This window comes from Aquaticitalea lipolytica (genome assembly GCF_014641635.1).
Taxonomy (GTDB): domain Bacteria; phylum Bacteroidota; class Bacteroidia; order Flavobacteriales; family Flavobacteriaceae; genus Aquaticitalea; species Aquaticitalea lipolytica.
On the sequence record NZ_BMIC01000002.1, the window covers coordinates 277,319 to 294,561 of the forward strand.

Sequence of the window (17,243 nt, forward strand, 5' to 3'; positions counted from 1 at the left end):
AATAATTTATTTTTGATGAAGGAAATAAATAAAACTGTATTTTTATTTTTTAGTAAAATTAAACAAATTCCTACATGGATAAACTTATTCTCTTTAATAATAACGATTTAAAAAATCTTTTAAAAAATCGTCCTAGCGAATCCAAGTTTGGAAATCATGTCCAATTACTTCCCGACTTCAATACTATATACGATTCACTTTTAACTTTGGACGTTGACTATGTTATTTTTGGTATAAAAGAAGATGTAGGAGTATTCGCAAACTACGGAAATACAGGTGCTTCAAAGGCTTGGGATGCCACTCTAAAAGTTTTGTTAAATATACAGAGTAACGAGTTTACAAACCCAAGCAAAGTTCTAATTCTTGGTCATTTAGACTTTTCTGATATGATGGAAAAAGTAAAATTACTAGACCAAAACAACAAAAAAGATATTACTAAAGCCCGAAAAAAAGTAGCCAAAATAGATAAATACGTTACCGATTTAGTATATCAGATAGTAAAAGCTGGAAAAACACCAATAATAATTGGTGGTGGACATAACAATGCTTACGGAAATATTAAAGGCACATCATTGGCTTATAAAAAACCTATTAATGTTGTTAATTTTGATGCACATTCCGATTTTAGACGTGAAGAAGGCAGACATAGTGGTAATGGTTTTAGCTATGCATATACCGAAGGTTTTATGAAAAATTACTTCATTTTCGGATTGCATGAAAACTACACTTCTGATAATATATTTCAGATTTTAAATAAGTTTAAATCTATACAATACAACACGTTTGAAGCTATTTCTATAAGAAATGAACTTTCGTTTAAATCTGAACTAGAACGTGCCTCAGATTTTATATGTGACAAACCTTTTGGTGTTGAATTAGATTGTGATGCAATAAAAAACATGCCTAGTAGCGCCATGACACCAAGTGGTTTTAGTGTAAAAAAAGCTAGAGCGTTTGTCAATTATTTTGGAAAACATAAAAACGCACAATATTTGCATATCTGTGAAGCTGCTCCAACACCTGAAACCGAAACTAAAGTTGGAAAACTTATTACCTATTTAGTAACCGATTTTATGAGAGCAAATCAATCCAAATGAAACAAGATAAGCAATATAGTATTGATTTGTGGTTGTTTATTAGCAGCGCTATAGTTTTTTTGTATTTACTTTTTATGGATTATGCAGTTGTAAATAACTGGGATAATACTGCTTGGGGAGTTATTACAGAACTAACGACCATTCCAATGCTATTTTTAGGTTGCGTTATACCAATTGTAGTCATATATAGATTGATTACTAATAAGGCACAAAACAGATCTCTAGCTATATTATCAATGTTTTTTTCATTAATGACAGTGGCTGTTATTGCATACTTAACTTTTTACCAATAGTATGATAAAGATTATTTCTTTTAATAAACAATATTCTAAAGATTTTTACGAATTAAATATAGAATGGCTTAAAACTTATTTTTATGTTGAGCCATTTGACGAAGAAGTGTTAAGCAAACCAGAACTTTATATTATTGATAAAGGAGGTCATATTTTCTTTGCAAAACTTGACAATGAAATTGTTGGCACTGTTGCTTTAATGCCTACAAAAGCTGATGGTGTTTTTGAACTTACAAAAATGGCTGTATCGCCTAACCATAGAGGTTATAAAATTGGTCAGCAACTTATGCAACATTGTATAGATTTTGCCAAACAAAGTCAGTTTAAAGGACTAATGCTCTACTCTAATACGTTACTAGAAAACGCTATTTATATTTACAGAAAACATGGTTTTATTGAGATTCCTGTTGAAGCAAACTCGCCTTATAAACGTAGTAATATTAAAATGGAGTTAAAATTCCTGTAAAAACAGGAATCCTATTATTAATTTAGCTTTTTCTGTCATTCTGTTTCGTTGTCAAAATGGCAAACACAACTAAATTTAAAAATATTATATCATATCAAAATAATAGAAATTATTAAATATTTTTAAAGAAATTGCTAAACAAAAACCTACTACAAAAGCGAAAATATTAAATTTCAATAATTTTTCTTTTTCAATCTTAAAATAATCAAAACTTACCTTTTTATAATTCATTAAAAGAATTAATGACAAGGGTATTAATATGACAGAATAAACAATTAAACCTTCATTAAAAATTAATAAGAAATTAATAAGAAAAAAATAAAAATATTGACATATTAAAACCCAACCCAAAAAGTTTTTTTTAAATATTCCTATTAATGGTAAAATTAGAAATAGTGTTGTTTGGAAAGCTTTTGTAATTACAATTACTCTCCAAGAAAAACTTTCTCCTGTTACATCTATATAATCTAAAACTTTATGAAGTTCAAAAAGTAGTGAACTTAAAAATAGAATTAGAATGAAAAATTTTATAAAATGAATGAGTTTTAATTTCACTTCTAATTTTGGCTTTTTAACGAATCAATTTTACGCTGTAATTGTTCAATTTCATCAGCATTTTCATTAACTCTAGGCATTGTTAAAATTGAATCTATTGCTTGTTGCACTACATCAATATCTTTAGTTTCTTCAACAAAATAATAACCAATACCTTCACTTGCTCTCCAAGCTTCATTTAATTGATCATAAACTGTTTTATCCCATTGACTTGGGTGTTTTACATCTATCCAAATTACATCTCTGTATTCACTATCAATAAGTGCTAAATCTGGTGTTGCAGAACCATCAAATTTTTTAGAGTCATCTTTTATGGCAGATACTGTTCCTAAAAAGAACATACGTCTGCGGCCTGCTATATCTTTAATATAAGGTCTAAACTCAACAGGTTTATTTACTGACCAATCAAACTCTTTACGAGACTCTATCATTTTCAATGGCATTGCCGAAACTCCAGCATAACCTTGCTTTTTAGCTGCATGATCATAATAATAAAGCTTATCTGTTCCATCTGCAGGAATAAATACGCTATATGTTAAACTGGTTCGCTCATCGCCTACTGGTTCTAATCCAAACCAATGGTATAATCCGTTAAAAGCATCAGAATCTGTATCCTTAAAATCAAAATCGGTAACAAATGGTTGCTGATTCTGGTCGTCTGGTAAATCTGGTATTTTTACAGCTGTTTGCATTTTCCAAGGTAATGGGTCTGTAAATCCTCCTAAAAATTTCAACGATTCTGCCTGCAAACGAGATACTTTTTCTGATAATGTATTCTGTTTTGTGAGATAAGGATATTTATGCATTTCCTCTGGACTTATATAAGTTCCTTTACCAATAAGTACACGCTCCATATAATCATTAAAATCGTGCTCACCATTATCAATAACCATTACACCTCCAAAAGTTGGATAAGGAAATAAAATGCCCTTCCATTTAATTAAGCTAACAACTTCTACCCAACTACCTGAATCATTTTTCATATAAAACGTATCACTAGGCTCTAAAGAAAACAGCTGAAAGAAATTAAATCGTTGCACTACTGCATTGTATGTATTACGACTAAATTTTAAAGATTCTCCTATTGAAAAGGTTACTGCAATTCGATTTTCACTTGAAAAACGAGGAAAAGGCGATGTACTAGATACTGCGAATACTTCTTCAGTATTTTCACTTATTTGTTGTAACGTATATTTTTCTGAAGGTTGTATGGCCATTGTCCATTTGTTCTCTCCATCTACTCTTACTAAATGTGGTAACGATACATCTTTGGTTTCGCCAACAGACTCATTTGCCATTGAGAAAATATTGCGTAACGGCTGAATTCGTTCGTTTTGGGTTAAAGGCAATTCATTAATTTCAACTCTATTAAGGTTGTTGAAAACGTTATATGTTTTCATATAATCGTACATTTTATAATGCCAACCTACAAGATATAGTAACCCAAAATAAGCCGCTACAGTACCAAGCAATGCAATTCGTTTTCCTGTACTAGGCGTACTTCTAAATTTTCGCATGAGCAAAAACAATACTAATGCACTAACAAGAATAATAAAAATGTATTTTCTGATGAATAACAAAAATGGTTGATAATCATCACGTAGAAAAAACAAAGCAATCAATAGTATAATACTTACAATAATTGTAATTGTTTTTTGCCTTTTGCCTCTATTCCAGTAGTTTTTTATCATAATTTATCATTTGTCATTCTGCGCTACGACGCAGAATCTATTCTTTTTGTTTTTGGATTCCGCATCCAAGTGAGGAATGACAGGCTTACATCAATCCTTTATCCTTTAATCGCTCACGAGCACTTTTCTCTTGAGTTTTTGGCTCTTCTTTTACTTCATTTACTGCTTCTTTAACATCAGATTCTTTAGTTTTTAAATCTTCAATAAAATCTTTGCCCTTTTCGATAGTGTCTTGGATTTTATCTTCTAATGAATCACTTTGTTCTTCAATAACTTTAGTTGATTTTATTACAAAATTTGCAAGATATGTGCCTACAAGAGTCCCAACGATTATCGAACAAAATATTGAAATACCATTATAGCTACCAAATATATTTATTGGCGTTAAAAACTGAAGAATAACAGCTATTACTAAAAAAGAAGCTGCTACAAAAACTAATCTTGGTAAAAATGCTTGTTGAAAAATAAACCCTTTTTTGTCTGTTGGTTTCATTTGCAACTCTTTACTGTTTACAAGTTTGTTTACAAATCGGTAAGTAGCATTACTATTAGACTCTCTCCAATACAAAAGAATACCGAATAATATTGATGCGATAAAAATTACTAATTCTATTCCCATGATTTATTTTTTATGATTTGATGTCTTTATAAAATTAGTCTAAAATTCTCAAATATTGTTACTTATAACTTCAATTACCCAGTCTTTAAGTGATTCATCCCAAGTATTATAAGTCACATAAAACTGCTCTTTATCATACCAATACAAAAACAACACATCCATTGGAGAAATATTAACGAGCAATTTCCAAATTAAATCCTGGTGTTTTGCATCTAGTGACGAATGTGGCTCATGCAAAGCATTAAACAGTTTTACATCAACAATATCTGCTATTTTATATTGATTACTAACTTCTAATTTCTCAAGATACAACTCAACACTCATCACCTTTTTACGAGTGTCTATATCTAATTTATTGAGGTAACTTTTAAACAATACATTATCATTCAAAATGTCTTTAATTGGATGTTGTGTGTCTTTTAAACACTGTGATAACATAAACTTTTTAATACGTTCATATAGTTTGGTTTTTACAACTTCTTCTAAATCGTACTCAATAATAACATGGTCACGAAGTTTTTCCATAAGTTCTGGCTGTGACATATGAAAAATTATAACTTCATGTATTGTATCTTTTATTGCTTCTTTATACCATTTTTCGTCTTCAAAAACTACAATTGGAGTAATAAAATCTCTTAACACATAAACTCCGTTGAATGCTTTAGTATAAAATGAGTCGGTTGTAAAATGAAGTTCATGTAAATTTAAATCACGATTACGTAAATCGCCATGTGCTTTAGCTGAAGCTAATAATTGCTCATGTAAGTCTTCATCTATAAAATTATGCTCTACTTTAAATTTCTCAACTAATTGTAGTTGTTGTTTTTGTATTTTATCTAAATCGTTTATTAAATGAAATCTAATTACAACATCATTATATTTTAAAACATCTAAGGGTTCATAAAATGCATCGATATGCTGATCAAAATCAATACAGATAGCACAATCGCGAGTAATATCGTTTATCTTATCACCATGTGTTCTAAAAACATGTTGCATCATGTCTCTATCAAATGTATGAAACGGGTTATATACAGGTTTTCCTTTTTGTAAAGGCGAAATAATGATGCCATGCGGATTGGCATCTCCATTATTCAAATAATAAACCTCTTTTTTTTCTTCGGCAATTTCAGGGCTCCAGCCAATTCCGTCAATAGAAAAATTAGTAAGCTTAGTAGGTGTAAATCCTAACTTAGTTAAGCATTGATTATAACGCTCAACAAGCTTTCCGCTTATAGGAATAAGTTCGCTTCTATATAAATTTGCTGCTTTAAGTTTTTGCATTAATCATCATATTCTTTATCAAACTTCTCTCTAGCTTCAGTTTCTATATGCAATTGGTCAACTCGAGCGTCTACTTTTCGTTTAAAGTCAGTATCTGCAATAGTAGCCACGTTATCGATATATCTTACTACTTCTTGTCGTCTAATTTCAGAAAAATCTAAACCTTTCATATTAGCTCGCATCAATTCTTGAAGCATATTAAACTTAGTTTGATAATCTTTCTTAAAGTAGACTTCTGGGTTTTCAAACCAGCTTTGCTCTAAATCAAAATCTGTTAAACGCAACGAAATGGCAGATTGAATATTCCTTACATCACGTGATGAAAAGAATGGAAACACCTTTTGCATGTCTTTATACAAATTAGCATAAAACAAGTGTTCGCTAGTTTTAAATTGCTTCTCTACTTTATCATAAATAGCATGTACACGTTCTTCGGAAGGCTTATCAACTTTATTAAGGATTTCTCCCATGTTTTTTGCCAAACCTTGATCTTGTAGATATTGATAATTGTCTGGGTTTTTCATATTAACAAAATCTGGCATAGTATCGTCCAACTTTCGCCACCATAAATGATCTTGATCTAAAAAATCATGTTCTGTTCGAGCTCCATCAATTTTAAATCGACCTTGCACACGAGAAATTACTGCTTTATCTAACATTTCTGGAAGGTTTGTAAAAAGCCCAATAGAACTGTTACCATAATTAACTGCATAAGCGCCTTCAGTATATCTTAAAAACACTCCAATAACCTCTTTAACACCTGCAGAAACTCCTTGAGCGGTACGTTCTTGCAAATTATTCTCAGCATCATCAATAGGTGCGAAAATTAATTTTGAAGGATCTTGTAAAGGCTTCATCCACTCCACCATTTTTTCTGCAGAACCACCTTGAAAAGTACTAATTAAAGTATCAGGCATTGGATGAAACAAGAAAGGTATTTCTAATGTATCACAATGTTCTTTAAGTCTTGTTGCTATGGCAGCAATTAACATACTTTTACCTGTTCCTGGAATTCCATAACCCATAAACACTGGCATAAAGCCACCAAGCTCTTGAAATGGATTCTTTTTGGCTGTAAAATCATAACTCAACAAACGTTCGGTTAAACGACGTGCAAAATGCTTTGCATCTCTGTTACCAACTATTTGTTCAAATCTTATTTTATTAAACTCAACACTCTTTGCTGCTCCTGCAAACACATTATTCCAACCAGAAATTGCAAACTCTGATTTTTCGAGTTTATAAGTCCTGTCTAATATTGTTTCTTGATATTCTAATGAGCTTTTTCGCATTTGAATTTCAGCGATTAAAGCTTCAAAATACACCACAGTAAAATCTGCTACATCTTTATCACTTTTAATAATATCTGGATGGCTCAAATACTTGTCATAATAAAACAACATACAAGCAATCCCTTTTAGAGGCGACATAAAAGATACTTCTGGTATGCCAGCAAACTTTTGCTTCATCACACTTAAATCGTCTGAAGCTACATTTTTAAGGTTATGAAGAATATTATAAGCCGTTGAGAACAACATAAATGCTGTTGACGTATGCATTTTACTTTCATACTCTCGTTTTCCTGAATCGTCTAAAGTAGATTTACGCTCATTAAGACTCGATAAACCTGACGCATCATAATAACTATCTTTAATCCAAATACCTAAAGTAATCCCTTCTTGTACTGCAAAAAGTGTTTGATTTAACAATACAGGAATTGCAATAGATTCTGGCAACAATCGTTTTTTAAGCTCTAAAATAGTTTTAGAGACAGATGTAATTTCTGATGTGTTTGTTCCATTATTTGCGCGAGACAAATACAATAAGATAGATTCATCTTTAGCATCTTTATCTTTATTTTTAGCACGTTGCCCTTGTTCCCATTGCACACTTTTAAGATACGATGTAGCTTCATCACGAAGCATATCGAGTTCAGACTGTTTTATAGGAAAGGTTGAGTTGTGTTCCATGTTTATATGTTATCAATTTTTAATTCAGAAATTTGAATAGGTGGCTTTGCTAGTTTATTCATAATTTCTGGTGTTTTACTATATAATAATTGAATAATTCGGTGTGGCGCAAATACATAATTTTGATTAACAGTATCACTCCATTTTTGTAATGTTTGTTTTGAAAAATAGCCTCCTTCAGTAAATTCACTTCCAGAAAAAACTTCGTCAACTTTAAGAGATAAAGCGTAAGACTCTAATGGAATTTCTTTTTTGGCAATACTCTCTAAAATTGAATGTGTTATTTCGTTTTCATCTTTGGCAAATACATTATGAAATGGTCCTAAATCGATACGTTTTATATGCTTTGGTTTTACATCAGGTAATTTTCTGTCAATACCATAAGCCATAGTATCTAGACTCATATCTCTATCAGCATTGTTCTTTAAAACTTCATAAATTTCATCTTTATAACTGTCAATATATTTACCTTCATAATCAAAGTACATGAAACAAACATAAGGCCTATTATTAGCAACATCATAAAAGCTCCAGCTGGTCATATACTGTGAAGACATTCCTTTTGGTACTTCTATAATTTTACCTTGTACAAAACGATTGAAAATAAATTTTTGTTCAACAGAAGTATAATATACTATTGATGCTGCTTGAAACAATTTGTATTTACTTACTGGCTCTTTTTTGCGTAAAATTTGATCAAGGAATTCGTCTTGTAACTCATTAACATCTTTAAGTTTATTAATGTAATTGTCGCGAAGTGATAAGTCGTTAAACAAATACCTAAATTCTAAATAATTAGGAAATCCAGAGTCGGTTAAATCGACTTTCATATTATCCTCAGCATCATACATATATTTAACACGCATTGCCTCTATTGAATATAATAACAAATCACAGTATTGCTTAAAAAACACAATCTCTTTTTGAGTACATATTTGATTTTGCTGTGCACTAACTATTAACTCTTTCAAAGCAAAGTCTACCATTTTATGGTAAAATACGTATTGCTCTTTTGAGTCTAGAACTGCTGAATCTAATGGTATTACAATATGATTGATTGACATTTTTTATTAAAAATGAAATGTTTAATATTAGTTTAGAAAAGAAGCGCTTCATGAAGAAGCGCTAAAAATATTTATGATAACAAATCGTCTGCTCCAGCTTCTGGTTTAGGAGTACCTGATGGTTTGCCTGCATCGTCACCCGAAGGTTTATTAGCTTCAGCTTTATAATAGTCTTCAAAAATTTCTTTCATGTCTATCCCATAGCGTTCAGCAAAATTCTTTTGTATATCAGCATCTTTAATACGAATTTCTTGTAATGCTTCAGCATAACTACTATAAACGCCTTGCATTACTTTTTCATGAACTGGAATATTGTCCATCATTTCCTGACGTGCTTTTGCACTTGCAGTATGCATTGCTGCTAAAGTTTCTCCAATATGCTCATCTGTTTTAACACCTAAATGCTCTAAAATTGCAGCAAACTCTTGATCTGTTCGTGCTTTTAAAGCAACTACATAACCATCATAATATTTAAGGCGTTCTTCAGTGTCTGACTTTAATTTTGCGCGATGAGTTTGTAAATTACTACGTAATGATGTTAATACTTTTATAGTTAAGTTGTGCTTATGCACAAAGCTATCTTTACTTGCTGCCAATGTTGTATAAGCATTTTTAAGTCCTTCTAACTCTTCAACTTTTTGCTCTAATGTTGTTACTTTACCTATAGCTTGTGCATAATCGGCTGATTGCTTATCAACAATTTCTTCTAACTCTTGACGTGCTTGTTTAAGTAGCGCATAATTTTCTTCAAGCTTTGCTTCTACTTCCTTCTTTTTTTCAAGTGCTTTAGTGTGATTTTTTGTTGCTTCAACTATAGCATCCTGTAACTTATCTTCTACTTCTTTAATCTCAACTTCACGATTTTTTAATCGTGTTACTGCTGCTTGCGATTTGAATGATAATTCACTTAAAAGTGTTTGCACATCTGCAGTTTCAATACGCTCTTGAAACATTGCTTTTGCTTTATTATCAGCAGCAGCACGTATCTTCTCAGCTTCAACTAAATCTTGCTCTGCTTTTTTAATTTTGCTTTTTCTTCCCCAAAGGTTATTCCACCAAGTGTCTGGTTTGTTTTGTGCATCTTCTAATTCAATTTTTGCACGTTCTAATGCTTTTTGAGCGTCATCAATAACTTTTTGTTCGTTAGCATTTAATGAAGAGAATTTTTCAAATATAATTCCAACTTCATCTTGGTAATCTGTTAAATCTTTTATGGCATCAAGAAGTGTAGTTCTATCTTTTTCAGCCATACCTACAACATCATCTAACGTTGCATTTAATATTTTTTGACGAACCTCAGGGTCATCTTCTTGTGCTAGTTTAGATTTCATAGTATCAATGGCTTTTCCCCAATTGACATCTACTTTTCCTGTTTTTTCGTTAGAATTGGTTTCTAATAAATCAAAATCATCAGACATAGTGCGTAGTGTATTTAATTGCGTTGAACAAATTTTTAATAAGTAGCAATTTCGTTAAAAAAATATTAGTTTTAAAATTATTACTGCTTAATTTATTGGTATAATATGTTACCAAAATGTTACAACAAACAAAACACAAAGTATTTTATTGTGAGCTGATTACATGATTAATGTTAATAACTCATAGTAAAAAAAGTACAACAATTTTATTATGAAATAGTTACCAATTCAAATAATATTGTATATTTGATTTCCAAACCAAATCTTTTAAATACTTAAGTTATGCTTAATTTAATTAACCTAAACCTCGTAGTCAGCACAATGCAGCTTACTATTGTCCTAATAATTACCGCTGCAGTCTTCTTATTTTTTATTGTTCTTGCAATTATAAAAATGTACAAATTAAAAGCTGAAAACAAACGTCTTTTAGATAGTGATGCTTTTAAGTTTGATGTTGATGAAAGTTATAAAGATTTTACTGAAGGACATTTATACGATAATAAATAATATTAATTTATATAATAAAAAAGCCAGCATAATTGCTGGCTTTTTTATTGACTGTTATTATCTAACTAGTTTTTTGTATTTAATACGTTTTGGAGCTACATCACCTAAACGTTTTTTTCTGTTTTCTTCATAGTCACTAAAACTACCTTCGAAGAAATATACCTCAGAGTTCCCTTCAAAAGCTAGAATGTGTGTACAAATTCTGTCTAAAAACCATCTGTCGTGGCTAATAACAACTGCACATCCTGCAAAATTTTCAAGACCTTCTTCTAAAGCTCTTAATGTATTAACATCTAAGTCGTTAGTTGGCTCATCTAAAAGTAATACGTTACCTTCTTCTTTAAGAGTCATTGCTAAATGCAAGCGGTTTCGCTCACCTCCAGATAACAACTTAACCTTCTTGTTTTGCTCGCTTCCCGAAAAATTAAATCGACTTAAATAAGCACGAGAGTTTACTTGTTTTCCTCCCATTAAAACTAACTCTTGCTCATCACTAAAGTTTTGCCAAATTGATTTTTCAGGATCTATATTAGAGTGCTTTTGATCTACATAAGCGATTTTTGCTGTATCTCCAACTTTAAATTCTCCTTTATCTGAGGTTTCTTCTCCCATTATCATTCTAAAAATAGTGGTTTTACCAGCTCCATTAGGACCAATAACACCAACAATTCCTGCTTGTGGAAGATTAAAGTTTAAATTGTCATATAACAACTTGTCATCATAACCTTTACTTACACCAATAGCTTCGATAACATTTGTTCCTAAACGTGGTCCATTAGGGATGTAAATTTCAAGTTTTTCGTCAAGTTGTTTTTGATCTTGACTCATTAATTTATCGTAATTATTCAAACGTGCTTTTTGTTTCGTCTGACGTCCTTTTGCGCCTTGACGAACCCATTCTAACTCACGCTCTAATGTTTTTTGTCTTTTAGATGCAACCTTACTTTCTTGAGCCATACGCTTAGATTTCTGATCTAGCCAAGAAGAGTAATTTCCTTTCCAAGGAATACCTTCACCTCTATCAAGTTCTAAAATCCAACCAGCAACATTATCTAAAAAGTATCTATCATGCGTTACTGCGATAACTGTTCCTTTATATTGTGCTAAATGTTGCTCTAACCAATGTACAGATTCTGCATCTAAATGGTTTGTTGGCTCATCTAACAATAATACATCAGGCTCTTGTAAAAGTAATCTGCATAATGCTACTCGACGACGTTCACCTCCAGAAAGTACTTCTATTTTTTTGTCGCCATCAGGAGTACGTAATGCATCCATAGCAATTTCGAGCTTAGTATCAAGTTCCCAAGCATCTGAAGCATCAATCTTATCTTGTAATTCGGCTTGACGATTCATTAGCTTTTCCATTTTTTCTGGATTGCTATAAACCTCTTCTAAGCCAAACATATCGTTTATTTTATTGTATTCATCAAGAATAGCTACAGTTTCTGCAGCACCTTCTCGAACAACTTCCATTACGGTTTTGCTTTCATCTAATTGTGGCTCTTGTTCAAGATAACCTACTGAATAATCTTGCAAAAATGTAACGTCTCCTTGGTAATTTTTATCTACTCCAGCTATTATTTTAAGTAATGTAGATTTACCAGAACCATTAAGACCTAGAATACCTATTTTGGCTCCATAGAAGAAACTTAAATATATATTTTTTAAAACAGGTGTGTCTGCTCCTTTAAATGTCTTGGTTAGACCAGACATTGAAAAAATCACTTTTTTATCGTCACTCATATTATACTCTACCTTTTAATGCGTTAAAAACCCAAGCTATTGCAAAAAAACCTAAGCCAACAGCTGCAAAACCCCATCCAGCTACATCATCATACCTAAATGCTCCAAGAGCCATTAATCCTAATCCTACTAAAATCATAATTGTGGTAGCCCAAGCCAACACAGTATTTTTATTCATTGCCATATTAATTAGTTATTTTATTGGAAGAGCAAATATCGTGTTTTTTAATAAAAAAAGCATCTTTTACAGATGCTTAATTTATCAAATTATAATGATTTTTTGGTTATATCATTGGAACTTCTATTAATAATAATTCTGAATCTTCATTTGCTGAGATTTTAAAATTATCTGTTTGTGAAACACCTATTGCATCACGAGTTTGTAGTTCATTGGTTTCAACAGTTACAGTTCCATGAATATTCATTACATATACACCATGACTATTACTTTTAAGTTTATAATCGAAAGATTTATCCTTATCCAAATCTATTCTTGATATTATTGCGTCTTGATGAATTTTTAAACTCCCTTCATGATTTTCATCTATTGATGTTACTAATGTTTGAAGTTTATTTTTTCGGTCATCTGCATTATAGTATTTTTGACCATAACGTGGCACAACATCTGTTTTATTTGGTATTACCCAAATTTGAAACAAGCTCAAGTAAGCTTTATCAGAACCATTAATCTCAGAATGCTGTAAACCTTTACCTGCTGACATTATTTGTACTTCTCCTGCTTCGATTGTTTGCCACTCATTATGCATTGAATCACGATGTTTTAAACTTCCACTTAATGGAATTGTAATAATCTCCATATTATTATGTGGATGAGTTCCAAATCCCATTTTTGGTGCTATTATATCATCATTTAACACTCTTAATGCACCAAATTGCATTTTTTCTTGGTTAAAATAATTCGCAAAACTAAAAGAGTGATTAGCTTGTAGCCAACCATGATTAGCAAATCCTCTGCTATCTGCTTTATGCACTATTGTTTTCATTTTATAAATCCTTTCTTTATCTTAATTTATCAAGCAAGTCACTTAGTTGTGCTGCTTCATTTTCTGTTATGTTTTTTAATAAATCTTCATTAAAATTATCAGCTATGTCATCCAATAATTTTCTTCCTTTAGTTGTTATTTCTATATGTACTACACGTCTATCATCTGGACATGGTATACGTTCAATTAAATCTTTGGCGCATAATTTATCCATTAACCGAGTTGCATTTGGTGCTCTATCTATCATTCTTTCTTTAATAGTTTGAACTTTTAAAGCTTTATTAGCACCTCTCAAAATTCTTAAAATATTATATTGTTGTGGCGAAATGCCATACGGTTTAAAAAAAGTGTTTTGATAACTTGTAATCCAATTTGCTGTATATAGGATATTGATTAATGCTTTAACCTTATTGTTTGCAAATTTTGAATTTACATCTTTAGAAATATCTCCCATTTTTTATAGTTTAAGCTAATCTGTCTGAATATTCGTGTTTCTTTTTAAAAACTGCTGCTGCAAAAGGACAAAGTGGAATAACTTTCAACCCTTTATCTCGCATAAACTCTACAGCTGCTTCAACTAATTTATAGCCTACGCCTTGCCCTTTTAATTTTTCGCTTACTTCTGTATGATCAATTATTATTTTATCACTACCAGCATAAGTGTATGTCATTTCAGCTTCTTGTTTACCATCTAACTCAACAAAAAACTTTCCTTTTTTACCATTATCTTCTTGTTTAATATTCATAATCATAAAGCGTTTTTAAATTGTTCAACTCTATTTTTTAATTCATTATTAAGTTCCTTATCAATAATTTTCCCTTCAGAAAAGTTTGTGTTAAACATTGGCAAAGAAAACTCAGCAACAATGTTTGCATTATGCCTTGGAAACCTATCTTTTGCTATTGCTATAACAGAAGCTCCTCCTCTACCTCCAGGCGACGTTGCCATTAATAGCATTGGTTTATCTTGAAATGTTTTTTGCTCTATTCTAGACATCCAATCAAAAATATTTTTGAAAACAGCTGCATAAGCTCCATTATGTTCAGCTAAAGAAACCATAACACCATCAACTTGTTTTATCTTATCGACTAATCGTTTAGCATTTTCTGGATGACCCATTTCAGATTCTAAATCGACACTAAATAATGGTACATCAAAATCATTTAAGTCTAACACTTCTACTTCTACATTTTCTGCAAGTTCAGACGCATAAGTGACTAACTGCTTATTTATTGATTTTTTACTATTGCTACCTGCAAATGCTATAATTTTTTTCATTCTGTTTAATTTATTTTCCATGGCAAATATATAATAAATATTTTTATATTCCAAGGAATATATTTCCATGTTATTTATTTTAACAAAGTATTCACTTTTTAAACATCAACTTGTTTCGTAAATTCGTGGCAAATAATTTTTGAATATGGACTTAAACTTCAATAAAAACGAAGATCACAATAAATTACTATTATCCGACTTAAAAAGACGTTTTGCCAAAGTTAAGCTTGGTGGCGGACAAAAAAGTATAGATAAACATCATGCAAAAGGTAAAATGACTGCCAGAGAGCGTATAGATTATTTATTAGATTCAAAATCGGAAAGCATTGAAATAGGTGGTTTTGCAGGCGAAGGCATGTACGAATCTCATGGTGGCTGTCCTTCTGGAGGTGTTGTTGTAAAGATAGGTTATGTTAAAGGAAAACAATGCATGGTCGTAGCAAATGATGCAACAGTAAAAGCTGGTGCTTGGTTTCCTATAACTGGAAAAAAGAATTTACGAGCTCAAGAAATAGCCATAGAAAATAGATTACCAATAATATATTTGGTAGATAGTGCTGGTGTGTATTTACCAATGCAAGATGAAATTTTTCCTGATAAAGAGCATTTTGGTCGCATTTTTCGTAATAACGCTATAATGAGTAGCATGGGAATTACTCAAATAGCAGCAGTTATGGGAAGCTGTGTTGCTGGTGGAGCTTATTTACCAATTATGAGTGATGAAGCTTTAATTGTTGATAAAACTGGAAGTATTTTTCTAGCTGGAAGCTATTTAGTGAAAGCTGCTATTGGCGAAACGATTGACAACGAAACTCTTGGTGGAGCAACAACACATTGTGAAATTAGTGGTGTTACTGATTATAAAGCTAAAGACGATAAAGATGCTTTAGACACTATTAAGAACATTATAGATAAAATTGGTGATTATGATAAAGCTGGTTTTAACAGAGTTAAATCTGTAAAACCAAAAGAAGACCCTCAAGATATTTATGGAATTATTCCAAGAAGTCGTACTGATCAATACGATATGTATGAAATTATTAAACGTTTAGTTGACAACTCTGAATTTGATGAATATAAAGCAGGTTATGGTAAAACAATAATTACAGCATACGCCAGAATTGATGGTTGGGCAGTTGGTATCGTTGCAAACCAACGTCAGCTAGTAAAAACTACAAAAGGCGAAATGCAATTTGGTGGTGTTATATATAATGATAGTGCTGATAAAGCTACCCGATTTATTGCCAATTGTAATCAGAAAAAAATTCCGTTAGTATTTTTACAAGATGTTACTGGTTTTATGGTTGGTAGTAAAAGTGAACATGGTGGAATTATTAAAGATGGAGCCAAAATGGTAAATGCTGTAAGTAATTCTGTTGTACCAAAATTTACTATTGTAATTGGAAATAGCTATGGCGCTGGAAATTATGCAATGTGTGGTAAAGCTTACGACCCAAGGCTTATCGTAGCTTGGCCAAGTGCCGAACTTGCAGTAATGAGTGGTAATAGTGCTGCTAAAGTATTATTACAAATTGAAACAGCTTCACTTAAAAAGAAAGGTGAAACTATTACTAAAGAAAAAGAAGAAGAACTTTTTAATAAAATAAAAGATCGTTACGATGCACAAGTATCTCCTTACTATGCTGCTGCTCGAATTTGGACAGATGCTATTATAGATCCTTTAGATACAAGAACATGGATTAGTATGGGAATTGAAGCTGCTGACCACGCTCCTATTGAAAAGAAATTTAATTTAGGCATCTTACAAGTTTAACTTTTAATCACTTTTTTTTGTATCTTAATGGTTGAAATTCAACACTTTTAATCATGGGAACAATAAAATCACTCAACAAATGGGCAAATGCTCATACGTATTTACCTCTTGATCTTTTAAGAATTGCATTAGGTGTTTTTTTATTCATTAAAGGTATTTTCTTTATGAATAACATGAATTCACTCATTGAACTTTTTGAACCTATTAAAAATATACCTGGAGGAATGATTTGGCTACATTATGTATTACCAGCTCATTTTATAGGTGGGATTTTAATTGCTTTTGGTTTACTAACACGTTGGGCAATAATCTCTCAGCTTCCCATATTAATTGGTGCTGTTATGATAAATGTTTTTGGAGAAATGCACGCTTATAATTTTACAACTGCAGCAGTAACATTACTAATTTGTGTTTTCTTTTTGTTTTATGGCTCAGGAAAACATTCAGCAGATTATTACTTTAAAATGCAACAGTAA

17 protein-coding genes are annotated in these 17,243 nt (G+C 31.3%); 5 read left to right on the top strand and 12 right to left on the bottom strand.

Going from position 1 to position 17,243, the window contains the following annotated elements:
• The first annotated feature begins 74 nt into the window (after positions 1-74).
• The 3 genes from IEW41_RS08095 to IEW41_RS08105 are packed head-to-tail and all read left to right on the top strand — an operon-like array spanning position 75 to position 1,856.
• Complete coding sequence (locus IEW41_RS08095) at positions 75-1,097, top strand: formimidoylglutamase (protein ID WP_188605840.1); 1,023 nt, start codon at positions 75-77, stop codon at positions 1,095-1,097.
• Entirely contained in the window at positions 1,094-1,390 is a 297-nt protein-coding gene (locus IEW41_RS08100; RefSeq protein ID WP_188605841.1) for a hypothetical protein, read from the top strand. Before IEW41_RS08095 ends, IEW41_RS08100 begins: the two co-directional genes overlap by 4 nt.
• Position 1,391: 1 nt before the next feature.
• Positions 1,392-1,856, top strand: a complete 465-nt coding sequence (locus IEW41_RS08105; protein ID WP_188605842.1) for a GNAT family N-acetyltransferase — start codon at positions 1,392-1,394, stop codon at positions 1,854-1,856.
• A 557-nt stretch (positions 1,857-2,413) separates the two neighbouring features.
• Here IEW41_RS08105 and IEW41_RS08110 read toward each other — a convergent pair.
• From IEW41_RS08110 to IEW41_RS08165, 12 genes are all read right to left on the bottom strand, one after another.
• Complete coding sequence (locus tag IEW41_RS08110; protein ID WP_188605843.1) at positions 2,414-4,102, bottom strand: hypothetical protein; 1,689 nt, start codon at positions 4,100-4,102, stop codon at positions 2,414-2,416.
• Positions 4,103-4,187: 85 nt separating this feature from the next.
• Positions 4,188-4,721 carry a hypothetical protein gene (locus IEW41_RS08115; protein ID WP_188605844.1) on the bottom strand — a complete coding sequence of 178 codons (534 nt, stop codon included), beginning with the start codon at positions 4,719-4,721 and terminating at the stop codon, positions 4,188-4,190.
• Between the two features lie 48 nt (positions 4,722-4,769).
• On the bottom strand, positions 4,770-6,005 hold the full coding sequence (locus IEW41_RS08120; protein WP_188605845.1) for a DUF6638 family protein: 1,236 nt from the start codon (positions 6,003-6,005) through the stop codon (positions 4,770-4,772).
• Positions 6,005-7,975 carry an AAA family ATPase gene (locus IEW41_RS08125; protein WP_188605846.1) on the bottom strand — a complete coding sequence of 657 codons (1,971 nt, stop codon included), beginning with the start codon at positions 7,973-7,975 and terminating at the stop codon, positions 6,005-6,007. The genes IEW41_RS08120 and IEW41_RS08125 overlap by 1 nt, the downstream gene beginning before the upstream one ends.
• A gap of 2 nt (positions 7,976-7,977) precedes the next feature.
• On the bottom strand, positions 7,978-9,039 hold the full coding sequence (locus IEW41_RS08130; protein ID WP_188605847.1) for a hypothetical protein: 1,062 nt from the start codon (positions 9,037-9,039) through the stop codon (positions 7,978-7,980).
• Between the two features lie 71 nt (positions 9,040-9,110).
• Positions 9,111-10,457 carry a coiled-coil domain-containing protein gene (locus tag IEW41_RS08135; protein WP_188605848.1) on the bottom strand — a complete coding sequence of 449 codons (1,347 nt, stop codon included), beginning with the start codon at positions 10,455-10,457 and terminating at the stop codon, positions 9,111-9,113.
• 564 nt (positions 10,458-11,021) lie between these two features.
• Positions 11,022-12,710: an energy-dependent translational throttle protein EttA gene (gene ettA, locus IEW41_RS08140; RefSeq protein WP_188605849.1), complete on the bottom strand. Its 1,689-nt coding sequence runs from the start codon at positions 12,708-12,710 to the stop codon at positions 11,022-11,024.
• A gap of 1 nt (position 12,711) precedes the next feature.
• The gene (locus tag IEW41_RS08145) at positions 12,712-12,894 is read right to left on the bottom strand and encodes a CAL67264 family membrane protein (protein ID WP_188605850.1); all 183 of its coding nucleotides are present in this window, start codon (positions 12,892-12,894) and stop codon (positions 12,712-12,714) included.
• A gap of 100 nt (positions 12,895-12,994) precedes the next feature.
• A complete protein-coding gene (locus tag IEW41_RS08150) occupies positions 12,995-13,714 on the bottom strand; it encodes a pirin family protein (RefSeq protein ID WP_188605851.1) in 720 nt (239 codons plus the stop codon).
• 16 nt (positions 13,715-13,730) lie between these two features.
• A complete protein-coding gene (locus IEW41_RS08155; RefSeq protein WP_188605852.1) occupies positions 13,731-14,168 on the bottom strand; it encodes a MarR family winged helix-turn-helix transcriptional regulator in 438 nt (145 codons plus the stop codon).
• Positions 14,169-14,178: 10 nt separating this feature from the next.
• Positions 14,179-14,460: a GNAT family N-acetyltransferase gene (locus tag IEW41_RS08160; protein WP_188605853.1), complete on the bottom strand. Its 282-nt coding sequence runs from the start codon at positions 14,458-14,460 to the stop codon at positions 14,179-14,181.
• A gap of 2 nt (positions 14,461-14,462) precedes the next feature.
• Entirely contained in the window at positions 14,463-14,993 is a 531-nt protein-coding gene (locus tag IEW41_RS08165; protein ID WP_188605854.1) for an NADPH-dependent FMN reductase, read from the bottom strand.
• 145 nt (positions 14,994-15,138) lie between these two features.
• On the opposite strand from IEW41_RS08165, the gene IEW41_RS08170 reads away from it, so the two are divergent.
• Positions 15,139-16,767: an acyl-CoA carboxylase subunit beta gene (locus IEW41_RS08170; protein ID WP_188605855.1), complete on the top strand. Its 1,629-nt coding sequence runs from the start codon at positions 15,139-15,141 to the stop codon at positions 16,765-16,767.
• 53 nt (positions 16,768-16,820) lie between these two features.
• Positions 16,821-17,243, top strand: a complete 423-nt coding sequence (locus IEW41_RS08175) for a DoxX family protein (RefSeq protein WP_188605856.1) — start codon at positions 16,821-16,823, stop codon at positions 17,241-17,243.